General features: G+C 70.2%; 21 protein-coding genes. 11 read left to right on the top strand and 10 right to left on the bottom strand.

Annotation, left to right across the window (positions count from 1 at the left end; translation table 11 throughout):
• Positions 1-280: 280 nt before the first annotated feature.
• Both AAW13_RS32355 and AAW13_RS32350 read left to right on the top strand, forming a co-directional pair.
• Positions 281-625, top strand: a complete 345-nt coding sequence (locus tag AAW13_RS32355; RefSeq protein WP_046730838.1) for a DUF3817 domain-containing protein — start codon at positions 281-283, stop codon at positions 623-625.
• Positions 622-915 carry an MTH1187 family thiamine-binding protein gene (locus AAW13_RS32350; RefSeq protein ID WP_030187368.1) on the top strand — a complete coding sequence of 98 codons (294 nt, stop codon included), beginning with the start codon at positions 622-624 and terminating at the stop codon, positions 913-915. The genes AAW13_RS32355 and AAW13_RS32350 overlap by 4 nt, the downstream gene beginning before the upstream one ends.
• Before the next feature lie 55 nt (positions 916-970).
• Here AAW13_RS32350 and AAW13_RS32345 read toward each other — a convergent pair whose 3' ends face one another.
• Positions 971-1,969, bottom strand: coding sequence for an ArsR/SmtB family transcription factor (locus tag AAW13_RS32345; RefSeq protein ID WP_046730839.1), 999 nt, complete (start codon positions 1,967-1,969; stop codon positions 971-973).
• A gap of 357 nt (positions 1,970-2,326) precedes the next feature.
• Here AAW13_RS32345 and AAW13_RS32340 point away from each other — a divergent pair, with 357 nt between their 5' ends.
• The 4 genes from AAW13_RS32340 (at position 2,327) to AAW13_RS32325 (ending at position 6,315) form a co-directional block, all read left to right on the top strand.
• Entirely contained in the window at positions 2,327-3,529 is a 1,203-nt protein-coding gene (locus tag AAW13_RS32340) for an MFS transporter (protein WP_046730840.1), read from the top strand.
• 88 nt (positions 3,530-3,617) lie between these two features.
• Positions 3,618-4,127, top strand: a complete 510-nt coding sequence (locus AAW13_RS32335) for a MarR family winged helix-turn-helix transcriptional regulator (protein ID WP_046730841.1) — start codon at positions 3,618-3,620, stop codon at positions 4,125-4,127.
• Positions 4,128-4,193: 66 nt separating this feature from the next.
• Positions 4,194-4,532 carry a DUF3817 domain-containing protein gene (locus AAW13_RS32330; protein WP_046730842.1) on the top strand — a complete coding sequence of 113 codons (339 nt, stop codon included), beginning with the start codon at positions 4,194-4,196 and terminating at the stop codon, positions 4,530-4,532.
• An 82-nt stretch (positions 4,533-4,614) separates the two neighbouring features.
• Positions 4,615-6,315, top strand: coding sequence for a coenzyme B12-dependent isobutyryl-CoA mutase large subunit (locus tag AAW13_RS32325; RefSeq protein ID WP_046730843.1), 1,701 nt, complete (start codon positions 4,615-4,617; stop codon positions 6,313-6,315).
• Between the two features lie 27 nt (positions 6,316-6,342).
• On the opposite strand, the gene AAW13_RS32320 is transcribed toward AAW13_RS32325, so the two are convergent.
• The gene (locus tag AAW13_RS32320; RefSeq protein ID WP_046730844.1) at positions 6,343-7,011 is read right to left on the bottom strand and encodes a TetR/AcrR family transcriptional regulator; all 669 of its coding nucleotides are present in this window, start codon (positions 7,009-7,011) and stop codon (positions 6,343-6,345) included.
• Positions 7,012-7,243: 232 nt separating this feature from the next.
• On the opposite strand from AAW13_RS32320, the gene AAW13_RS32315 reads away from it, so the two are divergent.
• On the top strand, positions 7,244-8,215 hold the full coding sequence (locus tag AAW13_RS32315) for a tetratricopeptide repeat protein (RefSeq protein WP_046730845.1): 972 nt from the start codon (positions 7,244-7,246) through the stop codon (positions 8,213-8,215).
• 457 nt (positions 8,216-8,672) lie between these two features.
• On the opposite strand, the gene AAW13_RS47105 is transcribed toward AAW13_RS32315, so the two are convergent.
• On the bottom strand, positions 8,673-8,903 hold the full coding sequence (locus AAW13_RS47105) for a hypothetical protein (protein WP_143145058.1): 231 nt from the start codon (positions 8,901-8,903) through the stop codon (positions 8,673-8,675).
• Here AAW13_RS47105 and AAW13_RS32305 point away from each other — a divergent pair.
• The 3 genes from AAW13_RS32305 (at position 8,851) to AAW13_RS32295 (ending at position 11,575) form a co-directional block, all read left to right on the top strand.
• A complete protein-coding gene (locus AAW13_RS32305) occupies positions 8,851-9,498 on the top strand; it encodes a DUF6230 family protein (RefSeq protein WP_046730846.1) in 648 nt (215 codons plus the stop codon). The genes AAW13_RS47105 and AAW13_RS32305 overlap by 53 nt on opposite strands.
• Positions 9,499-9,639: 141 nt before the next feature.
• Entirely contained in the window at positions 9,640-10,224 is a 585-nt protein-coding gene (locus AAW13_RS32300; RefSeq protein ID WP_046730847.1) for a DUF6114 domain-containing protein, read from the top strand.
• Entirely contained in the window at positions 10,214-11,575 is a 1,362-nt protein-coding gene (locus tag AAW13_RS32295; RefSeq protein WP_206306302.1) for a hypothetical protein, read from the top strand. Before AAW13_RS32300 ends, AAW13_RS32295 begins: the two co-directional genes overlap by 11 nt.
• Positions 11,576-11,682: 107 nt before the next feature.
• On the opposite strand, the gene pyk is transcribed toward AAW13_RS32295, so the two are convergent.
• The 3 genes from pyk to pta form a co-directional block, all read right to left on the bottom strand.
• A complete protein-coding gene (gene pyk / locus AAW13_RS32290; RefSeq protein ID WP_046730848.1) occupies positions 11,683-13,110 on the bottom strand; it encodes a pyruvate kinase in 1,428 nt (475 codons plus the stop codon).
• Positions 13,111-13,190: 80 nt separating this feature from the next.
• Entirely contained in the window at positions 13,191-14,426 is a 1,236-nt protein-coding gene (locus AAW13_RS32285) for an acetate kinase (RefSeq protein ID WP_046730849.1), read from the bottom strand.
• Positions 14,423-16,513 carry a phosphate acetyltransferase gene (gene pta / locus AAW13_RS32280; RefSeq protein WP_046730850.1) on the bottom strand — a complete coding sequence of 697 codons (2,091 nt, stop codon included), beginning with the start codon at positions 16,511-16,513 and terminating at the stop codon, positions 14,423-14,425. The genes AAW13_RS32285 and pta overlap by 4 nt, the downstream gene beginning before the upstream one ends.
• A 184-nt stretch (positions 16,514-16,697) precedes the next feature.
• Here pta and AAW13_RS32275 point away from each other — a divergent pair, with 184 nt between their 5' ends.
• Positions 16,698-17,723: an ATP-dependent 6-phosphofructokinase gene (locus AAW13_RS32275; protein ID WP_046730851.1), complete on the top strand. Its 1,026-nt coding sequence runs from the start codon at positions 16,698-16,700 to the stop codon at positions 17,721-17,723.
• A 38-nt stretch (positions 17,724-17,761) separates the two neighbouring features.
• Here AAW13_RS32275 and AAW13_RS32270 read toward each other — a convergent pair whose 3' ends face one another.
• From AAW13_RS32270 to AAW13_RS32255, 4 genes are all read right to left on the bottom strand, one after another.
• Entirely contained in the window at positions 17,762-18,475 is a 714-nt protein-coding gene (locus AAW13_RS32270; protein ID WP_071659750.1) for a helix-turn-helix domain-containing protein, read from the bottom strand.
• Between the two features lie 100 nt (positions 18,476-18,575).
• Positions 18,576-19,406: a carbohydrate ABC transporter permease gene (locus tag AAW13_RS32265; RefSeq protein ID WP_046730853.1), complete on the bottom strand. Its 831-nt coding sequence runs from the start codon at positions 19,404-19,406 to the stop codon at positions 18,576-18,578.
• Positions 19,407-19,415: 9 nt separating this feature from the next.
• Positions 19,416-20,282: a carbohydrate ABC transporter permease gene (locus AAW13_RS32260; RefSeq protein ID WP_046730854.1), complete on the bottom strand. Its 867-nt coding sequence runs from the start codon at positions 20,280-20,282 to the stop codon at positions 19,416-19,418.
• Positions 20,279-21,652 (bottom strand): extracellular solute-binding protein, encoded by a 1,374-nt coding sequence (locus AAW13_RS32255; protein ID WP_046730866.1) that lies wholly within the window; start codon positions 21,650-21,652, stop codon positions 20,279-20,281. Before AAW13_RS32255 ends, AAW13_RS32260 begins: the two co-directional genes overlap by 4 nt.
• Positions 21,653-21,823: the final 171 nt, after the last annotated feature.

The following is a 21,823-nucleotide window of genomic DNA, read 5'->3' as shown; positions in this document are numbered from 1 at the left end:
ACGGCGGCGACAGGTCCCGTGGGTGGACGTCACCCCGGATCCGTCCCCTAGGGGGCCCGGCCGCCGTTCCCCGGGCAGCCGGACGACCGCAGTGCCGGCCGTCAGGCCGACGCCGGACCTCTGGGGCGCGCCGTCCTCCTCGTCATCGCGCGGCACCCCCCTCCGTCTCGGAGCCACCCCGCACCCCCGCGCCGGGTCCGCGAGGCTCCCTTGCCACAATGGGGGGACGTTTGTGCCCGCGTTCACAAAGAGTGGACGTCTCTCCCCCCGAAGGTGACTCGTGGACATCAAGACCGCCACCGCCATCCGCCGCCTGCGCCTGGTCTCCGCCCCGGAGGCCGTCTCCTTCCTGATCCTCCTCCTCTGCTCGGTGCTGAAGCGGACCACGGACTTCAACGCGGTGCCCGTGATGGGCGCGGTCCACGGTGTCCTGTTCATCCTGTACGTGATCTTCTGGGCGGACGCCTGGAGCCGCACCAAGTGGTCCCTGGGGACCGCCGCCCTGTACTTCGTCCTCTCCGTGCTGCCGACCGGCGGCTTCTTCGCCGAGCGCAAGCTGCGCCGGGAGGCCGAGAACGCGGTCATCGCCGCCCGCGCCCGCAAGGAAGGCGTGGTCAACGCATGATCGTCGCCTTTTCCGTGACGCCGCTGGGCGTCGGCGAGGACGTGGGGGAGTACGTGGCCGACGCGGTCCGGGTCGTGCGCGAGTCCGGGCTGCCCAACCGCACCGACGCCATGTTCACCTCGGTCGAAGGCGAGTGGGACGAGGTCATGGACGTCGTCAGGCGGGCCGTCGCCGCCGTGGAGGCACGCGCTCCGCGGGTCTCCCTGGTGCTCAAGGCGGACATCCGGCCCGGCGTCACCGACGGACTCACCAGCAAGGTGGAGACGGTGGAGCGGCACCTCGCCGGGTAGCCGCCAGCCGCCAGTCGACGGCGGACAGCGCCCCGGGCCACCACGGCCGGGGCGCTCAGTCGTCTCCGGGGGCCGCGGCGCCCGACGCCAGGGCGATGCCCAGCGGGGTCCGTTCGTACAGCACCTGGTGGCCGTAGCGGCGGGAGGTGAGCAGGCCCGCGTCGCGCAGCGCCGTCAGATGGGCGGAGACCGAGGACGGGGCCAGCCCGAGCCGGTGGGCGAGTGCCGTGGTGGTGGCGGGGTCGGTGAGCGCGGTGAGGACGGCGGCCCGGCCCCGGCCCAGCAGCCGCACCAGGGCGTCCGGCGCGGTGGCGGCCGGGTCGGTCCACAGGCCGCCGATGCCGCGGGCGGGGTAGACCAGCGTCGGGTGCGCGGGCGGGTCGAAGGAGCTGATCAGGTCCGGCCAGGTGAACACGCTGGGCATCAGCACCAGGCCCTGACCGCCGAGCCGCCGCTCGTGCACACCCGCCGACTGCACGGTCAGCGTCCCGCTGCGCCAGCCGCAGCGGCGGTGGATCTCGGGCAGCAGCCCGCCCAGACCGACCTCCGCGAGCCGCCGGGAGTGGAAGGCGATGTCCGCCTCCAGCAGGGCGCGCAGCCTTGGCCAGTCCGGGGCGACCAGGACCTGCCAGGCCGCCTCCAGGGCGTCCGTCAGCTCCCGGACCAGGCGCGCCGGATCGGCCAGCCAGGCCCGGCCCGTCGCCGACTCCAGCGCGCCGGGGGTGTCCGCGAGCGACCGCGCGGTGTCCGCCCGCGCCGTCTCCGGGTCCACCGCCCGCAGGACCGCGAGCTCCTCCTCGATCGAGGCCGCGGGGCCGGACGGCGGCGGCACCAGCCAGTCCGGGGTGTGACCGCGCCGGGGCATCAGCAGCCACAGCGGGGTCAGATCGAGGCCGTCGGCCACCGCCCGGATCCGCCGCAGCCACGGCGCGTGATAACCGTGCCGGTCCGGCCGCCGCAGCGTACGCACCGCCTCCTGCGTCTCCCACACCGGCGACACGACGAACCGGCACCGCAGAAAGTCGTCCTCGTCGAAGTGAAGGTGGGAGGGCATGGCGGATCCTGGAGGAGAAAGGGGAGCGGGTGCTCCCGGCCGGTGCCCGCCCCGACGGTGCCCGCTCCGACGGCGGTCGCCTCGACGGCGCCCGCCACGGAGGCGAAGCGGCCCGGAGTCGTGGCGGCCCGGAGTCGTGGCGGCGCGTGGCGGCGGGTCTGCCGACGGCGGCGGATCGGGCCCCGGGCCGGCGGCGCCCACGTGCGCGGACTGGTCGGACGGGGCGGAGACAGAGGCGGTGTACGTGTCCCTGTACGTGTGGGTGGGGGCGTCGGTGTCGGTGTGAGGGAGAGCGTGAAGATTCGGCTGGTGCCGAAACTCTAAGCCGGCGGGCCTGGCGCGGGCACGCTGGGGCCCATGTCCGCTCCCGCCCTGTCCGGGCCCGTCGGCTACGGCCGGGTCCTCGCCGTTCCCGAGTTCCGTGCCGTCTTCGCCGCCCATGTCCTGTCCATGCTCGGCGTGATCGTCAGCGAGATCGCGCTGTCCGTGCTGGTGTACGACCTCACCGGGTCGCCGCTGCTCAGCGCGCTGACCTTCGCGCTCGGCTTTCTGCCCTACCTGGTCGGCGGCACCCTGCTGGCCGGAGTGGGCGACCGGTTCCCGGCCCGCCGGGTGCTGGTGGTGTGCGACCTGGTGTGCGCGGGCTGCGTGGCCGCGATGGCCGTACCGGGAACCGGGATCGGCGTGCTGCTCGGGCTGCGCTGCGCGCTGGCCGTCGTCTCGCCGGTGTTCGCCGGCACCCGGATGGCCACCCTCTCCGACATCCTCGGCGGCGGCGACCTGTTCGTGCTCGGCCGCTCCCTGCTGCGCATCGTCGCGCAGAGCGCGCTGCTCGTCGGCTACGGCCTCGGCGGCCTGCTGCTCGCCGTCCTCGCCCCGCGCCACGCGCTGCTGATCACCGTCGCCGGCTTCCTCGCCTCGGCCGCGCTGCTGCGCCTGGGCACCCGGCACCGGCCCGCCCGCGCCCGGGTCCGCGAAGGCGGCGGCACCCGCCAACTGCTCGCCGACCGCCGTGTCCGCCTGCTGCTCCTGCTCTTCTGGATCCCGGCGATGTTCGCCGTCGTCCCCGAGGCGCTGGCCGCCCCCTACGCCGACGCGCTCGGCACCGGATCCCCCGGCCTCGGCCTGCTGATGTGCGCGCTGCCGGTCGGCACGGTCGCCGGGGAGCTGTACGCGGGGGCCCGGCTCGGCCCCGCCGCCCGGGAGCGGATCGCCCTCCCGCTGGTCTGCCTCACCCTGCTGCCGTACCTGGGGTACGCCCTGCACCCCTCCCTCACCGGCTCGCTGCTCCTGCTGCTGCTCGCGGGCGCCGGGTCGGCGTACACGCTGGGTCTGGACCAGTGGTTCGTGCGGGCCGTGCCGGAGGAGCTGCGCGGCCGCGCCATGACGGTGCTCAGCGCGGGGCTGATGACCATCCAGGGCGTCGGCATGACCCTGGCGGGGGTGGCGGCTCAGGCGGTGGGGGTACGGACCACGGTGGCCGCGGCCGGGGTGGTGGGCGTGGTGTGCTGCTGCGCCCTCGCCGTGGCGGCCCGGCGGGCGGTTCCGCCGGCGTCCTGACGGAGGGGGCGCCCCGGGTCGCGGGCCGAGGTGACCGAAAGCCGAGACAGGGCTGACCGCTATATGACCGGCCGGTAGGGTCGGTGGCGTGCCCAAGCCACTCAGTCTCCCCTTCGACCCCATCGCCCGTGCCGACGACCTCTGGAAGCAGCGCTGGGGGAGCGTCCCCTCGATGGCAGCGATCACCTCGATCATGCGGGCCCAGCAGATCCTGCTGGCCGAGGTCGACGCGGTGGTCAAGCCGTACGGGCTGACGTTCGCGCGCTACGAGGCGCTGGTCCTGCTCACCTTCTCCAAGGCCGGCGAACTGCCGATGTCGAAGATCGGCGAGCGTCTGATGGTGCATCCCACCTCCGTGACGAACACCGTCGACCGGCTGGTCAAGTCCGGTCTGGTCGCCCGGCGGCCCAACCCCAACGACGGGCGCGGCACGCTCGCCACGATCACCGAGAAGGGCCGTGAGGTCGTCGAGGCGGCCACCCGCGACCTGATGGCGATGGACTTCGGACTCGGCGTGTACGACGCCGAGGAGTGCGGCGAGATCTTCGCGATGCTGCGCCCGCTCAGGGTCTCCGCGCACGACTTCGACGAGGACTGAACGCGCCGCCCGCCGAGCGGTGCCCCGGGGCAAGATCTACCGGAACGGGTGGTTACGCTCGTGCCCATGAAAAAGAGCGTGCTGACCCGCTACCGCGTCCTGGCCTACGTCACCGGTGTGCTGCTGGTGCTGTTGTGCCTGAGCATGATCGCCAAGTACGGGCTGGACATCGACGGCGCGGCCGACGTCACGCGGGTCGTCGCCATCGCGCACGGCTGGCTCTACGTCGTCTACCTGGTCTTCGCCTTCGACCTGGGTTCCAAGGCGAAGTGGCCGGTCGGCAAGCAGCTGTGGGTGCTGCTGGCGGGCACGATCCCGACGGCCGCCTTCTTCGTGGAGCGCAAGGTCACCCGTGAGCTCGACGCCAGGGTGACCGAGGGCGCCCCGGTCGCCGCCAAGGCCTGAGATCCGGCGCACACCGCCGTACGGACACCCGTGCGGCGGTTTCCATCGACATTTACTTGGACGTCCTAGTAAATTCGAGGGTATGGACGCTGACGCCATCGAAGAGGGCCGCCGACGGTGGCAGGCCCGTTACGACGCGGCCCGCAAGCGGGACGCGGACTTCACGACGCTCTCCGGTGACCCCGTGGAGCCCGTGTACGGGCCCCGGACGGGTGACACGTACGAGGGATTCGAGCGGATCGGCTGGCCGGGTGAATACCCCTTCACCCGCGGGCTGTACCCGACCGGCTACCGCGGGCGGACCTGGACCATCCGCCAGTTCGCCGGGTTCGGCAACGCCGAGCAGACCAACGAGCGCTACAAGATGATCCTCGGCAACGGCGGCGGGGGTCTGTCCGTCGCCTTCGACATGCCGACCCTCATGGGACGCGACTCGGACGACCCGCGCTCGCTCGGCGAGGTGGGGCACTGCGGGGTCGCCATCGACTCCGCCGCCGACATGGAGGTCCTGTTCAAGGACATCCCGCTGGGCGACGTGACGACGTCCATGACCATCAGCGGGCCCGCCGTACCGGTCTTCTGCATGTACCTGGTCGCCGCCGAACGGCAGGGCGTCGACCCGTCGGTCCTCAACGGCACGCTCCAGACCGACATCTTCAAGGAGTACATCGCACAGAAGGAGTGGCTGTTCCAGCCCGAGCCCCATCTGCGCCTCATCGGCGACCTGATGGAGCACTGCGCGGCCGGCATCCCCGCCTACAAGCCGCTCTCCGTGTCCGGCTACCACATCCGCGAGGCGGGGGCGACGGCCGCGCAGGAGCTGGCGTACACGCTCGCCGACGGTTTCGGGTACGTGGAGCTGGGGTTGAGCCGCGGGCTCGACGTGGACGTGTTCGCGCCCGGCCTCTCCTTCTTCTTCGACGCGCACGTCGACTTCTTCGAGGAGATCGCCAAGTTCCGGGCCGCGCGCCGGATCTGGGCGCGGTGGATGCGCGACGTGTACGGCTCGCGGTCCGAGAAGGCGCAGTGGCTGCGCTTCCACACCCAGACCGCCGGGGTCTCGCTGACCGCCCAGCAGCCGTACAACAACGTGGTGCGCACGGCCGTGGAGGCGCTCGCGGCGGTGCTCGGCGGGACCAACTCGCTGCACACCAACGCCCTGGACGAGACCCTCGCCCTGCCCAGCGAGCAGGCCGCCGAGATCGCGCTGCGCACGCAGCAGGTGCTCATGGAGGAGACCGGGGTCGCCAACGTGGCGGACCCGCTGGGCGGTTCCTGGTACGTCGAGCAGCTCACCGACCGGATCGAGGCCGACGCCGAGAAGATCTTCGACCGGATCAAGGAACGCGGACTGCGCGCCCACCCGGACGGCCGGCACCCGATCGGGCCGGTCACCTCCGGGATCCTGCGGGGCATCGAGGACGGCTGGTTCACCGGGGAGATCGCCGAGTCCGCCTTCCGCTACCAGCAGTCGCTGGAGAAGGGCGACAAGCGGGTCGTCGGCGTCAACGTGCACACCGGTTCCGTCACCGGCGACCTGGAGATCCTGCGGGTCTCGCACGAGGTGGAGCGCGAGCAGGTGCGGGTGCTGGGCGAGCGCAGGGCCGCCCGCGACGACGCCGCGGTGCGCACCGCCCTGGACGCCATGCTGGCCGCCGCCCGGTCCGGCGCCAACATGATCGCCCCGATGCTCGACGCGGTACGCGCGGAGGCCACCCTGGGCGAGATCTGCGGGGTGCTGCGGGACGAGTGGGGGGTGTACACGGAGCCGGCCGGGTTCTAGGGGCGTGTGGCGAAAGCCCCGCCTGCCTCACGACGCCGATACGCCCTGACCGCCGTCGCCCGGTGGGGCGGCCGCCTCGGCCCGCTCCGAGCCGAGGCCCTGGAGCAGTACCCGGGTGAAGTCGCGTACCCAGTCCGCGTCCGCCGGTTTGCCGCTCATCAGGGTGCGGTGCACGACCGCGCCCGCCACCATGTCGAAGATCAGGTCCACCGTGCGGGCGGCCGCGCCCGGGTCCGGTTCCGTGGGGAGTTCGCCCCGGCACTGGGCCCGGGTCCGGCCTTCCAGGACGAGCCGCTTCTGGCGGTCCACGATGGACGTGCGGATACGTTCCCTCAGGGCCTCGTCCCGGGTCGACTCGGCCACCGCCGCCATCAGGCCGCTCCTGGCCTCCGGACGGTCCAGGATCGCCGCGAACTGGAGCACCACGCCCTCGATGTCGTCGGCCAGGCTGCCGCGGTCGGGGAGTTCGAGTTCGTCGAAGAGTTCCGCCACCGCGTCCACGACCAGTTCGTTCTTGCCGGCCCAGCGGCGGTAGAGCGTCGTCTTCGCCACCCCGGCCCGGGTCGCCACGTCTCCCAGGGTGAGCTTGGACCAGCCCAGTTCCACCAGTGCCTGCCGCGTCGCCGCCAGGATCGCCGCGTCCGCGGCGGCGCTGCGCGGGCGGCCGGTACGGCTGGCGGGGGTGCGGCTCTGCATCCCTCGACCATAACCGGCGGTTCGTGTGAGGTCGTGAGGGAGATCACCGGAAACCGGTGTCGCGCGGGACCCCGATGGCATTACGCTACGACTCGTAGCGAAAGCTCGTGGCGACCGCACGGGCGACGACCACAGGTGTGGGGTGGGGACCCGGCACCCGCTGAAAACGTACCGCAGACCTGGCTTTCACCACGCTTTTCACTTGCGCGCGGGAACGGGGGAGGATAGGCGCATGCAGCCACGGAACATGTCCATGAGCGGCGTCGTCGACCTCGCCGCGGTGAAGGCGGCCCAGGAGGCCAAGGCCAAGGCCGAGCAGACGCGCGCCGAAGCGGCCCGGCAGGGTGGTGCCGGTGCCGTCGCCCCGGCCGACCTGGTCATCGACGTCGACGAAGCCGGCTTCGAGCGCGATGTCCTCCAGCGGTCCGCCGAAGTCCCCGTCGTCATCGACTTCTGGGCCGAGTGGTGTCAGCCCTGCAAGCAGCTGAGCCCGGTCCTGGAGCGTCTCGCCGTCGAGTACAACGGCCGCTTCCTGCTGGCCAAGATCGACGTCGACGCCAACCAGATGCTGATGCAGCAGTTCGGGGTCCAGGGGATCCCGGCCGTCTTCGCGGTGGTCGCCGGGCAGGCGCTGCCGCTCTTCCAGGGGGCGGCCGGCGAGGAGCAGATCCGCGGCACCCTCGACCAGTTGATCCAGGTCGCCGAGCAGCGCTTCGGGCTCACCGGACTCGTCGTCGACGCCGACGCGCAGCCCGGTGCCCAGCCGGCGCCCGCGATGCCGGCGGGTCCCCACGACGCCCTCCTCGAAGCCGCCGTGCAGGCGCTGGACGCCGGTGACTTCGGCGGCGCGGTCCAGGCCTACCGGAACGTGCTGAGCGACGACCCGGCCAACAGCGAGGCGAGACTGGGACTGGCCCAGGCCGAGTTGCTCCAGCGGGTACAGGGGATGGACCCGCAGCAGGTGCGCAAGGACGCGGCCGAGAAGCCGGCCGACGCCGAGGCGCAGATCGCCGCCGCGGACCTGGACCTGGTGGGCGGGCACGTCGAGGACGCGTTCGGGCGGCTGATCGAGACCGTGCAGCGGACCGCCGGGGACGACCGGGACGCGGTACGGCGCCGGTTGCTCGAACTCTTCGAGGTGGTCGGCACCGACGATCCCCGAGTCGTCGGCGCACGCCGGGCGTTGGCACGGGCGCTGTTCTGAACCGGCTTCTGACCAGTCGCTAAACGTCACGTCCTGTGATGCCCGAGTGAAAGATTGGCCGACATGGGGTCACAGCGACTGCTCTTTGCCAAATCTTGGTAATCGCAGTCGCTGTTACTCGCAGTAAATCAGGGGCGTTGGCCTGTCCGATTCCGTCCAGGGATCAACTGTTTTGTTCTGCCCTTGAATGCCACCCAGCGTCGCACTCCGAGACCGGCGGGTCGTCCTTCGGTTATCCGGCCGTTACTACCGAGTAACGAAGGCCCTTGTGCGGGCGGCGAGAATGCACCACGATCGGCGACGCTCGGTCCATTCCCGTACCCCGACAGCCGGTCGGGTCCACGGGTTCATCTGGGTCCCCACCGAGCAGAGTCGGCGGCAGTGACGCCGGCTCTTGGGCAGGGGGGTCTTCGCCTGTACGGCGAAGCCTGTCCGGCAAGGTTGTGCGTGATGCGTGTCAGGCGCGACCAGTGGTTGTCGCTCGGGGGTGATCGCCGGTGATCGAGGTGCGGTTCGCGCCTCCGAGCGCGGGCGCTCCCCTTCCGAGGACGTAGCACTTCTCCCATCCCTGCCCGGCCGAGCCGCCGCCGGTGGCGATCCCGGGCCAGGAGATGTACGTCCGAGAAGGAGGAAATATGGAGTCCCAGGTGCGTGGCGGGACCAGATGGAAGCGGTTCGCTGTGGTCATGGTGCCCAGCGTGGCCGCCACGGCGTGTATAGGTGTCGCCCTCGCGCAGGGCGCTCTCGCCGCGTCGTTCAGTGTGTCGGGACAGCAGTTCAAGGTCACGGCGGACTCGCTCGAAGGTGACGGCTTCGTCCAGTACGGTGCCGTCGACTCCGGTTACACCCTCACGGGTGACAAGACGGCGCACCCGGTGGCGGTCTCGGCGTTCAACAGCGCCACGATCACCAACCTGTGCCAGTCCGTGGTCACCCCGAATGTGCCGTTCTTCGGGAACGTCAGCCTGATCCTGCACGCGGGTACCGACCCGAAGAAGCCGGTCGAGGCGACCAAGCTCTACATCGACCTCGACGACCTCAACGCCGACGCGACGTTCACCAACATCAACATCGGTGTCGCGGCGCAGGACTCGACCAAGGGTCCGGGCATCAAGCAGGACGAGCTCAAGGCCGGCAAGACGAACCCGTACGGGTTCGCGCAGGAGGCGGACCACGCCTCGCTGACCGGCGTGAAGCAGACGGCGTGGGCGACCACCGCCGCCACCTTCAAGCTGAGCGGTCTGCACATGTCGATCTCGACGAAGGGAGCGGAGTGCTACTAAGCACTCCGTGACGGGCGGGGGAGCCGACGGCACCCCCGCCCTTGCCCCTTCTGTCCACGGTCTTCACACGCGGTACAACGCACCACCACCGCCCGATCACAGCAACACACCACAGCAACGCCGCACCAGGGAGCTGTTTCCATGAGCGCCGAGACCTCTGCCGCACCCGGCCAGTTCACCCGCCGGAGGCAGCAGTTCCGCGCCTGGCGGGGCACCCGGCCGTTCTGGGCCGGTTTCTACATGCTGCTCGCCGGCCTTCCGATCATGTACTTCCCGTACGCGCATCTCCAGGTCGGTCACCTCACGATCGCGATGGCGACCACCGCGGGTGCCGGGTCCTTGATCATCGGCGTGCTGCTCATCGTCCTGGGCGTCAGCGTCTGGTACCAGAAGCACATCCGCACGTTCGCGGGAGTCGCCGCGATCCTGCTGGCGCTGGTGTCCCTCCCCGTGTCCAACTTCGGCGGCTTCGTCATGGGCTTCCTGCTCGCCCTGATCGGCGGAGCGATGGCCGTGGCCTGGGCGCCGGGTGCTCCCCCGCAGCCGCAGCCGGAGGGCGAGATGCCCCCGGCCGGGGACAGCGCACCGGACGAGGCCCCCTACCTCGCGGGTTCGGACGGCGTGGTCGACGGCGGCCCCTCCCAGGGCTTCACCGCCCCGGAGGAGAACGACCTGTCAGGAACGAGCCCGGTGAACGGGGCGAACGGGAGGCACAGTGCCGGCTGACGAGGTGACCCACGGGACTGAGGTGGACGAGTCCCGTGTGAGAACCGGGCCGCGCCATGCGGCACCCAAGAAGCCGCTGTTCACCAGATTCCAGATGCCGGCCGGCAAGGCGATAGCCTCCGTGGCGATGCCGACGGCCGTCATCATGGGCATGGGCTTCACCTCGACGCTCGCCATCGCGGACACGAACAACACGTCGGCGTCGTCGAAGAGCCTCGCGGAGGACTACAAGAACTGCGTCTCCGCCCTGGACTCCGCCTCGCCCTCCGCCTCGGCGAGCGCGAGCGACAAGGCCACGGACTCGGCGACGCCGTCCGCCACGGCGTCGGACGACGCCAAGGACTCCACGTCGTCGTCGGGCGGCAAGTCGTCCTCGTCGGATTCAGGTTCCGACGACACGGCCACGCCGACGCCGTCCGCGACCAAGTCGTCCTCGTCGTCGGACGGTTCGGGCTCCTCCTCGGGCTCGTCCGGGTCCGACGGCACGGCCACCCCGTCGCCGTCCGCCTCCGCGAGCAGCGGCGGCGGCCTGCTGGACTCCATCGGGGACGCCATCACCGGCATCCTCAGCGGCGGCAGCACGACGAGTTCGTCCTCGTCGGACTCCACGGCGAGCGCCACCCCCACGCCGTCGGCCTCGGCCGGCTCCGACTCGTCGTCGTCCTCGTCGTCCTCGTCGTCGAGCAAGGACAGCGGTTCCGACACCGTGTCCAAGACCGTCAAGAAGGTCACGGACACCGTCAAGGACACCACGGACACGGCGACCAAGGCGGCCGACGAGGTCACCAAGGACGCCACCGAGGCGGCCGACGACGCCACCTCCAGCGCCTCACCGAGCCCGTCCGCGAGCTCCACCACGTCGGCGGACGACTGCGAGGCCGCCACCGACGACGTGAGCGGTGTCGACAACAAGGTGGCGGTGGCGGACGACCCCTGGTACCTCAGTGCCAGCTCGCTGCTGCTGAAGAGCGCCGACTACCAGGGTGTCGTGGAGGTGAAGACGGCCAGCGGCAAGACGAAGAAGGTGCTGAAGTACGTCATCTCCGGCGGCACCGACATCGGCGACCTGCACCAGACGGTCAAGGACACGAAGATCGACAAGACCTACCACGTGCAGGCGGCCTCGGGTTCGACGTCCACGATCCGCGACGGCGACACGACGATGTACACGGAGTCGATCTCCGGCAACCTCTTCGGTCTGATCCCGATCACGTTCAGCCCGGACAGCCCGCCGCCGCTGAACATCCCGCTGATCTACTTCACCAACGTGAAGGTCGTCCAGGCGGCCCAGTTCGGCGGCACCCTGCACGTGCCCGGGATGCACGTGTACACCACCGACGGAGCCGGCTGAGCACCACCACAGACCCGTCCGGGAGCCGCGAGAAGGGCTGTGCCCCGCCGAACACCGGTTCGGCGGGGCACAGCCCTTTCCGTCGTGCGGAACCCGTCACGGGGGCGTCACTTGTTGATGCCGCCGATGTGGTGGACGCGGAGCATGTTGGTGGTGCCGGGGACACCGGGGGGCGAACCGGCCGTGATGATGACGGTGTCACCCGGGTGGAAGCGCTTGATCTTCGCGATCTCCTGGTCGACCATGTCGACCATCTCGTCCGTGCTGTTCACGAACGGCACCACGTGCGACTCCACGCCCCAGCTGAGGGTGAGCTGGTTGCGGGTGTTCTCGTCGGTGGTGAAGGCGATGATCGGCTGCTGGGCGCGGTAGCGGGAGAGACGGCGGGCCGTGTCACCGGACTGCGTGAAGGCGACCAGGCCGCGGCCGCCGAGGAAGTCCGCGATCTCGCACGCGGCACGCGCGACCGAACCGCCCTGCGTACGCGGCTTCTTGCCCGGCACGAGCGGCTGAAGGCCCTTGCTCAGCAGTTCCTGCTCGGCCGCGGCGACGATCTTCGACATCGTCTTGACGGTCTCGACCGGGTACGCGCCGACGGAGGACTCCGCCGACAGCATGACCGCGTCGGCGCCGTCCAGGATCGCGTTGGCCACGTCGGAGGCCTCGGCGCGGGTCGGACGGGAGTTGGTGATCATCGACTCCATCATCTGGGTCGCCACGATCACCGGCTTGGCGTTGCGCCGGCACAGCTCGATGAGCCGCTTCTGCACCATGGGGACCTTCTCGAGCGGGTACTCGACGGCCAGGTCGCCACGGGCCACCATGACGGCGTCGAACGCCATCACGACGCCCTCCATGTTCTCCACCGCCTGCGGCTTCTCCACCTTGGCGATGACGGGGACCCGGCGGCCCTCCTCGTCCATCACCTGGTGGACGTCGTCGACGTCCTTGGCGTCCCGCACGAAGGACAGCGCGACCATGTCGCAGCCCATGCGCAGCGCGAACCGCAGGTCCTCGACGTCCTTCTCGGACAGCGCGGGCACGTTGACGGCCGCGCCGGGCAGGTTGATGCCCTTGTGGTCGGAGACGACACCGCCCTCGATGACGATCGTCCTCACCCGCGGGCCCTCGACGTCCAGCACCTTCAGCTCGACGTTGCCGTCGTTGATGAGGATCTGGTCGCCGCGCGAGACGTCGCCCGGCAGGCCCTTGTAGGTCGTACCGCAGATGGTCTTGTCGCCCGGGACGTCCTCGGTGGTGATGACGAACTCGTCACCGCGCTCCAGCTCCACCGGTCCCTCGGCGAAGGTCTCCAGACGGATCTTCGGGCCCTGGAGGTCGGCGAGGACGCCGATGGCGCGGCCGGTCTCCTTGGCGGCGGCCCGGACGCGGTCGTACCGCCCCTGGTGCTCGGCGTGGGAGCCGTGGCTGAAGTTGAACCGGGCCACGTTCATACCCGCCTCGATCATGGCGACGAGCATCTCGTGGGTGTCGACCGCGGGGCCGAGAGTACAGACGATTTTCGAACGGCGCATGGGGCGATCCTATCGGTTTGTTTCGCTGCGGAATATTCGGTCTGGCGGAAGATACAAATGGGCGCCGATATGCTCAGCTGTTATTCGTCGGCGCCGCCGTGGTTACTTCCGGGTTTACTTCCGACCAGCGCGTACGTCTGCTCGGCGATCTCCAGTTCCTCGTCCGTCGGCACCACCGCGACGGCCACCCGCGCACCCGTCGGCGATATCAGCCGCGGCCCGTCCGCCCGAACGGCGTTCGCCTCCGGGTCGACGGCCAGGCCAAGTCCCTCGAGGCCGGCCACGGCCGCCTCCCGCACGGGCGCCGCGTTCTCCCCGACGCCGGCCGTGAACGCCACCGCGTCCACCCGGCCGAGCACCGCGCAGTAGGCGCCGATGTACTTCTTCAGACGGTGAATGTAGATGTCGAAGGCGAGCTTCGCCTGTTCGTCGCCCTCGTCGATCCGGCGCCGGATCTCCCGCATGTCGTTGTCACCGCACAGTCCGAACAGACCGCTCCCCTTGTTGAGAAGAGTGTCGATCTCGTCCATGGACATTCCGCCAACTCGTGCCAAATGGAAAATGACGGCCGGGTCCAGATCGCCGGAACGAGTTCCCATCACCAGACCCTCCAAAGGCGTCAGCCCCATGGAGGTGTCCACGCACCGGCCGCCGCGGACCGCCGAGGCGGACGCCCCGTTGCCCAGGTGCAGCACGATCACGTTCACCTCTTCCGGTGCCTTCCCCAGCAGCCGCGCCGTCTCCCGGGACACGTACGCGTGCGAGGTGCCGTGGAAGCCGTAGCGGCGGATGCGGTACCGGTCGGCGACCTTCGGGTCGATGGCGTAACGGGCCGCCGCCTCCGGCATGGTCGTGTGGAACGCCGTGTCGAAGACGGCGACCTGCGGCAGGTCGGGGCGCAGCGCCCGCGCGGTGCGGATACCGGTCAGGTTGGCCGGGTTGTGCAGCGGGGCGACCGGGATCAGCCGCTCGATCTCGGTGAGCACCGCGTCGTCGATCACCGTCGGCTCGGTGAAGAACATCCCGCCGTGCACCACCCGGTGCCCGATCGCGGCCAGTTCCGGCGAGTCGAGCCCGAGGCCGTCCCGCTCCAGCTCGTCCGCCACGGCCTTCAGGGCGGCCTCGTGATCGGCGATCGGCCCGTTCTGCTCCCGGGTCCCGCCACCGGCCGCGCAGGTGTGCTTCAGCCGGGAGGTCTGCTCGCCGATCCGCTCGACCAGCCCCGTCGCCAGCCGGCTGCCGTCCCGCATGTCCAGCAACTGGTACTTCACCGACGAGGAGCCGGAGTTGAGGACGAGGACACGACTGGGGCTCACTGGAGGGCTGCCTTCCCGCTCGGGTTCTGGGCCTGGATCGCCGTGATGGCGACGGTGTTGACGATGTCCTGGACGAGGGCGCCCCGGGACAGGTCGTTGACGGGCTTGCGCAGCCCCTGGAGCACCGGCCCCACCGCGATGGCGCCGGCCGACCGCTGCACGGCCTTGTAGGTGTTGTTCCCGGTGTTCAGGTCCGGGAAGATCAGTACGCTGGCCTGCCCGGCGACCTCGGAGTCCGGCAGCTTGGTGGCGGCCACGCTCGGCTCCACGGCCGCGTCGTACTGGATCGGCCCCTCGATCATCAGGTCCGGTCGCCGCGAGCGCGCCAGCCCGGTCGCCTCCCGCACCTTGTCGACGTCGGCGCCCGAACCCGACGTACCCGTCGAGTACGACAGCATCGCGATCCGCGGCTCCACGCCGAACTGGGCGGCGGTGGCGGCCGACTGGATGGCGATGTCGGCGAGCTGCGCGGCGTCCGGATCCGGATTGACCGCGCAGTCGCCGTACACCAGCACCTTGTCGGCGAGGCACATGAAGAACACCGAGGAGACGATCGACGACCCGGGCTCCGTCTTGATGATCTCGAACGCCGGCCGGATGGTGGCCGCCGTCGAGTGCACCGAACCCGACACCATCCCGTCGGCCAGCCCCTCCTGGACCATCAGCGTCCCGAAGTAGTTGACGTCGGAGACCACGTCGTAGGCCAGCTCCACGGTCACGCCCCGGTGGGCGCGCAGCAGCGCGTACCGCTCGGCGAAGGCGTCCCGCAGTTCGGAGGTGGCCGGGTCGATCAGCTGGGCGTCGCCCAGGTCGACACCGAGGTCGGCGGCCTTCTTGCGGATCTGGTCGACCGGGCCGAGCAGGGTCAGGTCGCACACGCCCCGGCGCAGCAGCACCTCCGCCGCGTGCAGCACGCGGGTCTCCGTGCCCTCCGGGAGGACCACCCGGCGCTTGTCGGCGCGGGCCTGTTCGAGCAGCTTGTGCTCGAACATCATCGGGGTGAGCCGGCCGGTGCTCGGCGCCGAGACCCGCTTGTTGAGGCCGGAGGTGTCGACGTACCGCTCGAACAGGCCCAGCGCGGTCTCCGCCTTGCGCGGGGTGGCCGCGTTCAGCTTGCCCTCCAGGGCGAACAGCTGGGCGGCGGTCGGGAAGCTGTTGCCGGGCACGGAGAGCACCGGGGTGCCCGGGGCGAGCCGGGCGGCGAGGGTCAGGATCTCGTCGGTGGGCCGCTCGCCCAGGGTGAGCAGCACCCCGGCTATCGGCGGGGTGCCGGCGCTGTGCGCGGCCAGCGAACCCACGACCAGGTCCGCGCGGTCGCCCGGGGTCACGACCAGGCAGCCCGGGGTCAGGGCGGGCAGGAAACTCGGCAGCATCGCCCCGCCGAAGACGAAGTCCAGCGCGTCCCGGGCCAGCCCCGAGTCGTCGCCGAGCAGCACCTTCGCGCCCAGGGCGTGGCTGATCTGGGCGACCGTCGGCGCGGACAGGGCGGGCTCGTCGGGCAGCACGTACACCGGCACCGGCAGCCGCCCGTCGATCCGCTCGGCTATCTCGTCCCGGTCCTCGCGGGCCACCCGGTTGGCGACCATCGCCAGCACGTCACAGCCGAGGCCGTCGTACGCCCGGAACGCGTTGCGGGTCTCCGCGAGCACCGACTCCGCGTTCTGGTCACGGCCGCCGACCACGGGGATCACCGAGGCCCCGAACTCGTTGGCGAGCCGGGCGTTCAGGGACAGCTCGTCGGGGAACTGGGTGTCCGCGTAGTCGGTGCCGAGGACCAGGACGACGTCGTAGTCCCGGGCCACCAGGTGGAACCGGTCGACCAGGGTGGAGACCAGCTCGTCGGCGCCCTGCTCGGCCTGGAGGGCGGACGCCTCGTGGTAGTCCATGCCGTACACCGTCGCCGGATCCTGGGAGAGGCGGTAGCGCGCCCGCAGCAGCTCGAACAGTCGGTCGGGACCGTCGTGGACGAGGGGCCGGAACACCCCGACCCGGTCGACCTGCCGGGTCAGCAGCTCCATCACGCCCAGCTCGACGACCTGCCGGCCGTCGCCGCGGTCGATCCCGGTCACGTACACGCTGCGCGTCACGTGCGCACACTCCGTTCCCTGCATCTCGTCTTCGGCATAAAAATCGCCCACCGAGGTGAGCAGAACCCTCTTGACAATACCCCCGGTGCCGGATAAGGCGCCCGTCAGGATTTCGGTGCCCCGCACGACATGAAACAATCGGATCGGCTCATCGGTCACGAAAGCGAGCAGGAGACACACCACCATGCGTATCGGAGTTCTCACCGCAGGCGGCGACTGCCCCGGACTGAACGCCGTCATCCGATCGGTGGTGCATCGCGCGGTCGCACAGTACGACGACGAGGTCATCGGCTTCGAGGACGGTTTCCGGGGTCTGCTCGACGGCCACTACCGCCCCCTCGAGCTGGACGCGGTCGGCGGCATCCTGGCCCTCGGCGGCACCATCCTGGGCTCGTCGCGACTGGAGCGGGACCGGCTCCGCGAGGCGTGCGACCGGGCCACCGACATGGTGGCGGAGTTCGGCATCGACGCGCTGATCCCGATCGGCGGCGAGGGCACCCTGACGGCGGCACGCATGCTGTCCGACGCCGGCCTGCCGGTGGTGGGCGTCCCGAAGACCATCGACAACGACATCTCCTCCACCGACCGCACCTTCGGCTTCGACACCGCGGTGGGCGTCGCCACGGAGGCGATGGACCGGCTCAAGACCACCGCCGAGTCCCACCAGCGGGTGATGGTCGTCGAGGTGATGGGCCGGCACGCCGGCTGGATCGCCCTGGAGTCCGGGATGGCGGCGGGCGCGCACGGCATCTGCCTGCCCGAGCGGCCCTTCGACCCCGCCGACCTCGTGAAGATGGTCGAGGAGCGGTTCGCCCGCGGGAAGAAGTTCGCCGTGGTGTGCGTGGCGGAGGGCGCCCATCCCGCCGACGGCACGATGGACTACGGCAAGGGCGAGATCGACCAGTACGGCCACGAGCGCTTCCATGGCATCGGTACGGCCCTGGCGTACGAGCTGGAACGGCGGCTCGGCAAGGAGGCCAAGCCGGTCATCCTCGGACACGTCCAGCGGGGCGGCACGCCGACGGCCTACGACCGCGTCCTCGCGACGCGGTTCGGGTGGCACGCGGTGGAGGCGGCGCACCAGGGGGAGTTCGGGAAGATGACCGCACTGCGGGGGACCGACATCGTGATGGTGCCGCTCGCGGAGGCGGTGACCGAGCTGAAGACGGTCCCGAAGGACCGGATGGACGAGGCGGAGTCGGTCTTCTAGGCCGGCGCCCCTGACGGGGCACGTTCAGCCTCGGGCGTTCAGAAGTCCCCCCTTTCCATCGCGTTCCAGAAGTGCGTCACTATCCGGCTCAGGAAGTCCTCGCCCAGTTGCTGGGCGTGCGCCGACGCGGGTGAGTCGCCCCATGACAGCGTTGCCGTCATGCGGCCCTGGTAGTCCTCGTGGAGTTCGCGCAGGGCGTTCTCGATCAGGTGTCTGTCCAGCGGGACCAGCTTGCCCACCTGCCGGACATGGGCCTGCCAGCGGGTGGTGACCGCGCCGCGGAGCAGGTCGGCCAGCTTCTCCTCCTTCCCGGTGACGGTGACGAAGTCCGGCAGGGACAGCTGGAGGAGGTCGGCGAGGACCGCGGACTGCCGCTCCGTGCCCCGCCAGTCCCCGGCTTCCTCCATGTCCAGGTAGGGGAGGAGTTCCAGACCCACCGCCATGGCCACGTCCTCCGGCGCGACGCCCCGCGCGATCCGGTGTTCGCGCAGGGTGCGCGGCCGGCCGATCAGGTCTCCCGGCGAGCACCACAACACCCCCGCGAGCGCGGTGAGTTCGGGACTGGTGGGGACCACGGCCCCCTGCTCCCAGGCACGCACGAGATCGGGCGTGGCGTACGGCATCCCGTACGACGCCCGCAGGTCGTGGGCCACGTGCTCGGGCCCCATGCCGAGCGCGGACCGGAGTCTGCGCGCGGCGGGGGCGTCGAAGGGGGGACCTGGCTGGTTCGGCAGAGCTGGGGGTCGGCGCACAGCCGACAAGGTAGGGGCGGGCGGGGGTGCTGACTACGGTCCGTTCGGCCAGGAACACGGATTGTGGGAACGTACTGTTTCGATCACCTGGTCGTCCTGTTCATCCCTTGACGGCGCCGCCCAGTGCGAACCCGCCTCCCAGCCGCCGCGCGACCAGCACGTACAGCAGGATCACCGGCGTCGAGTAGATGACGGAGAACGCGGCGAGCTGGCCGTAGGCGACCAGGCCACGGTTGCCGAAGAAGTCGTTGATGCTGACCGAGGCGGGCATCTGGTCCGGCGAGAGCAGCAGCATGAACGGGACGAAGAAGTTGCCCCACATCATCACGAAGGCGAAGACGGTGACGACGGCGAGCCCGGGTCCCATGAGCGGCAGCACGATCCGCACCAGCGACTGGGCGGAGTTGGCCCCGTCCGTCCAGGCGGCCTCCTCCAGCTCCTTCGGCACGCCGTCCATGAAGTTCTTCATCAGCCAGATGGCGAACGGGAGTTGGGAGGCGGCGAAGAACAGGATCGTGCCCTGCATGGTGTCGATGAGGTTGACCCGTACGAACAGCGCGTAGACCGGCACCATGATCGCGGTGATCGGCAGGCTGGTCGCGAAGAGGATGGACAGCAGGAACGGCCGGTTGAGCCGGGACCGGTAGCGGGAGAGCGGATAGGCGGCGAGGGCCGCGCAGGCGACGGTCAGCGCGGTGGCGCCGCCGCACAGGATCAGGCTGTTGAGCAGCGGGGTGTAGGTGATGTCGGGGGTGAGGATCGCGTCGAAGTTGCCGAGCGTGAACCCGTCCGGGATCTTCACCCGCAGATCGGCGTGCGGGTCGACGGCGGACAGCAGCACCCAGGCGAGCGGGAGCACGAACGCGGCGGCCACGACGAGCAGCCCGAGGTCGGCGGCGAGGCGCCGGGAACGGCTTCTGGAGCGGGGCATCTGGTGGTCTCACACCTCCGTGCGCAGCAGCCGCATGTAGACGACGGAGAAGAGCGAGCCGACGAGCAGCAGGAGCAGCGCGACGGCGGTGCCGTACCCGATCATGCTGTTCTGGAAGGCCTGTTCGTACATGAACAGGGGCAGGGTCTGGCTCCTGTCGCCAGGACCGCCCCGGGTCATCACCCAGATCAGCCCGAAGACGGAGAGCGTCTGGAGGGTGTTGAGCATCAGGTTCGTCCCGATGGACCGCCGGATCATCGGCAGCGTGATGTGCCACATCCGCCGCCAGCCGCCGGCGCCGTCCACCTCCGCCGACTCCTCGATCTCGTCCGGTATCTCGTCGAGGGCGGCGGAGTAGACGAGCATCGAGAAGGCGGTGCCGCGCCACACGTTGGCGAACGACACGGCCAGGACCGGCAGGGTGAACAGCCAGTTCTGGGACGGCAGTCGGAGGAAGTCCAGGATGGCGTTCAGGGTGCCCTCCCGCCGGAAGAACGCGTACAGCAGGAACCCGGCGACGACCTCCGGCAGCACCCACGCCGTGATCACGATCCCGCCGGTGAGCGTCCGTACCGGCTTCGACGCCCGCCGCATCAGCGCGGCGAGCGCCAGCCCCAGCGTGTTCTGCCCGAGGAGTGAGGACAGCACGGTGAAGACGAGGGTCAGCCACACGGCGTTCAGGAAGGCGTCGTCGTGGAACGCCGTGCGGAAGTTGGCGAAACCGACGAAGGAGGCGTGTGCCTGGCCGGTGAGCTGGAGGTCGGTGAAGGCGATGTACGCGCAGTAGGCGATCGGCCCCGCGAGGAAGAGGAGCAGCAGGACGAGGGCGGGGGTGAGGGGGAGCGCCCGGAGCAACCTCCGCGAGCCCGCGCTCACTTGGTGGTCACTTGGTTGTCGGTGACGTCCTTGAGCGTCGTGTCGTACTGGCTCGCCGCCTTGTCGACCGAGGCGTCCCCGGTCGTCACCCCCTCCATGGCGTCCTGGATGGCGGTGGACACCTTCGGGTAGGCGGGGTACGCGGGCCGGTAGTGGGTGCTGGCGACCAGGTCGGTGAAGAACTTGATGCCGGGCTGGGCGTTGACGTACGACGGATCGTCCGCGACGTCCTTCCGTACCGCGATACCCGAGTTGGCGATGTACCACTTCTCGGCGTTCGCCTTGGTCTGCATGGTCTTGACGAAGTCGAAGGCGAGGCCGGGGTTGCCGGCCTTGGCCGGGATCGCCCAGGTCCAGCCGCCGGACATGCTCACCTTGCCCGGGGCCTGCCCGTGCTGGGTGGGCATGTAGGCCAGCCCGAGGTCCTTCGACCAGTCCGCCCACGCCCGCCCGCTGCCCTGGAGCCAGGTCTGCGGCAGCCAGGACCCGTCGAGGTTGATGCCCAGCTTGCCCTCGGGCATGAGCTCACCCCAGACAGTGGTCCGGTAGTTGGGGTCGAGCGCGTCGGAGACGTCCGGCCCCAGCTTGTCCTTGTACACGGTCTCCACGAACGACAGCGCGTCCTTGAACCCCTGGCTCCCGGCGATCCACTTCTTGCTCGCCTTGTCGTACAGGGGGTCGGAGGTGCCGTCACCGGTGCCGTAGAGCAGCATCTCGAAGCCCTGCATGGCGGCGGTCTCGCCCGCGGGCTTGCCGGTGTAGACGTTGAGGGGCGTGACGCCGGGGACCTTGTTCTTTATCGTCCGGGCGGCGGCGAGCACGTCGTCCCAGTTCTTCGGCTGCCAGTCGAGCGGCAGGCCCGCCTTCCTGAACACCCGCTTGTCGAACCAGAGTCCGCGGGTGTCGGTCCCGTCCGGCACCCCGTACGTCTTCCCGTCCTCACCCCTGGCCGCGGTCTTCGCGGTGCCGACGAACTGGTCCCAGTCCTTCCACTTGGCGAGGTAGGAGTCGAGGGGCTTCAGATACCCGCTGGTGATGTCGGAGTTGATGAGGAAGGTGTCCTCGTAGACGAGGTCGGGAGCGGTCCTCGGCGACCGGAGCATCTGCTGGAGCTTGGTGTAGTAGTCGGCGTCCGAGGCCTTGATGGGGACGAGTTCCACCTTCTTCCCCGGGTACTCCTTCTCGAACTGCTTCTTGACGCCGGCGAGGTAGTTGTCCGTCACCTTGACGGAGTTGTCCATGGACTGTTTGAAGGAGACCCTGACGGTGTCGGGGCTGCTCCCGGATCCGCTGCCGCATGAGGTGAGGGACGCGGTGGCGGCGGTGGTGACGAGGGCGAGGGCAAGGATGCTGACGGCGGTGGGGCGCACGGGCACGACCTCCTCGGCGGCCACTGTGCTGTGGCCTGGGGGTTCGTCTCTCTTGCCGTGCGAAGGTAAGTGGAGTGGTCTAGTCAGGTCAATGAGCGTGCAGGGGTTGGACGAGTTCGGCGGTGGTGAGGCGAGCGTGTCAGGTCCCGCCGTGGCCGCTCACCTGTGGAA

The organism is Streptomyces humi, from assembly GCF_001005085.2.
GTDB classification, from domain to species: domain Bacteria; phylum Actinomycetota; class Actinomycetes; order Streptomycetales; family Streptomycetaceae; genus Streptomyces; species Streptomyces humi.
This window is presented reverse-complemented; position numbering and strand designations above follow the sequence as displayed.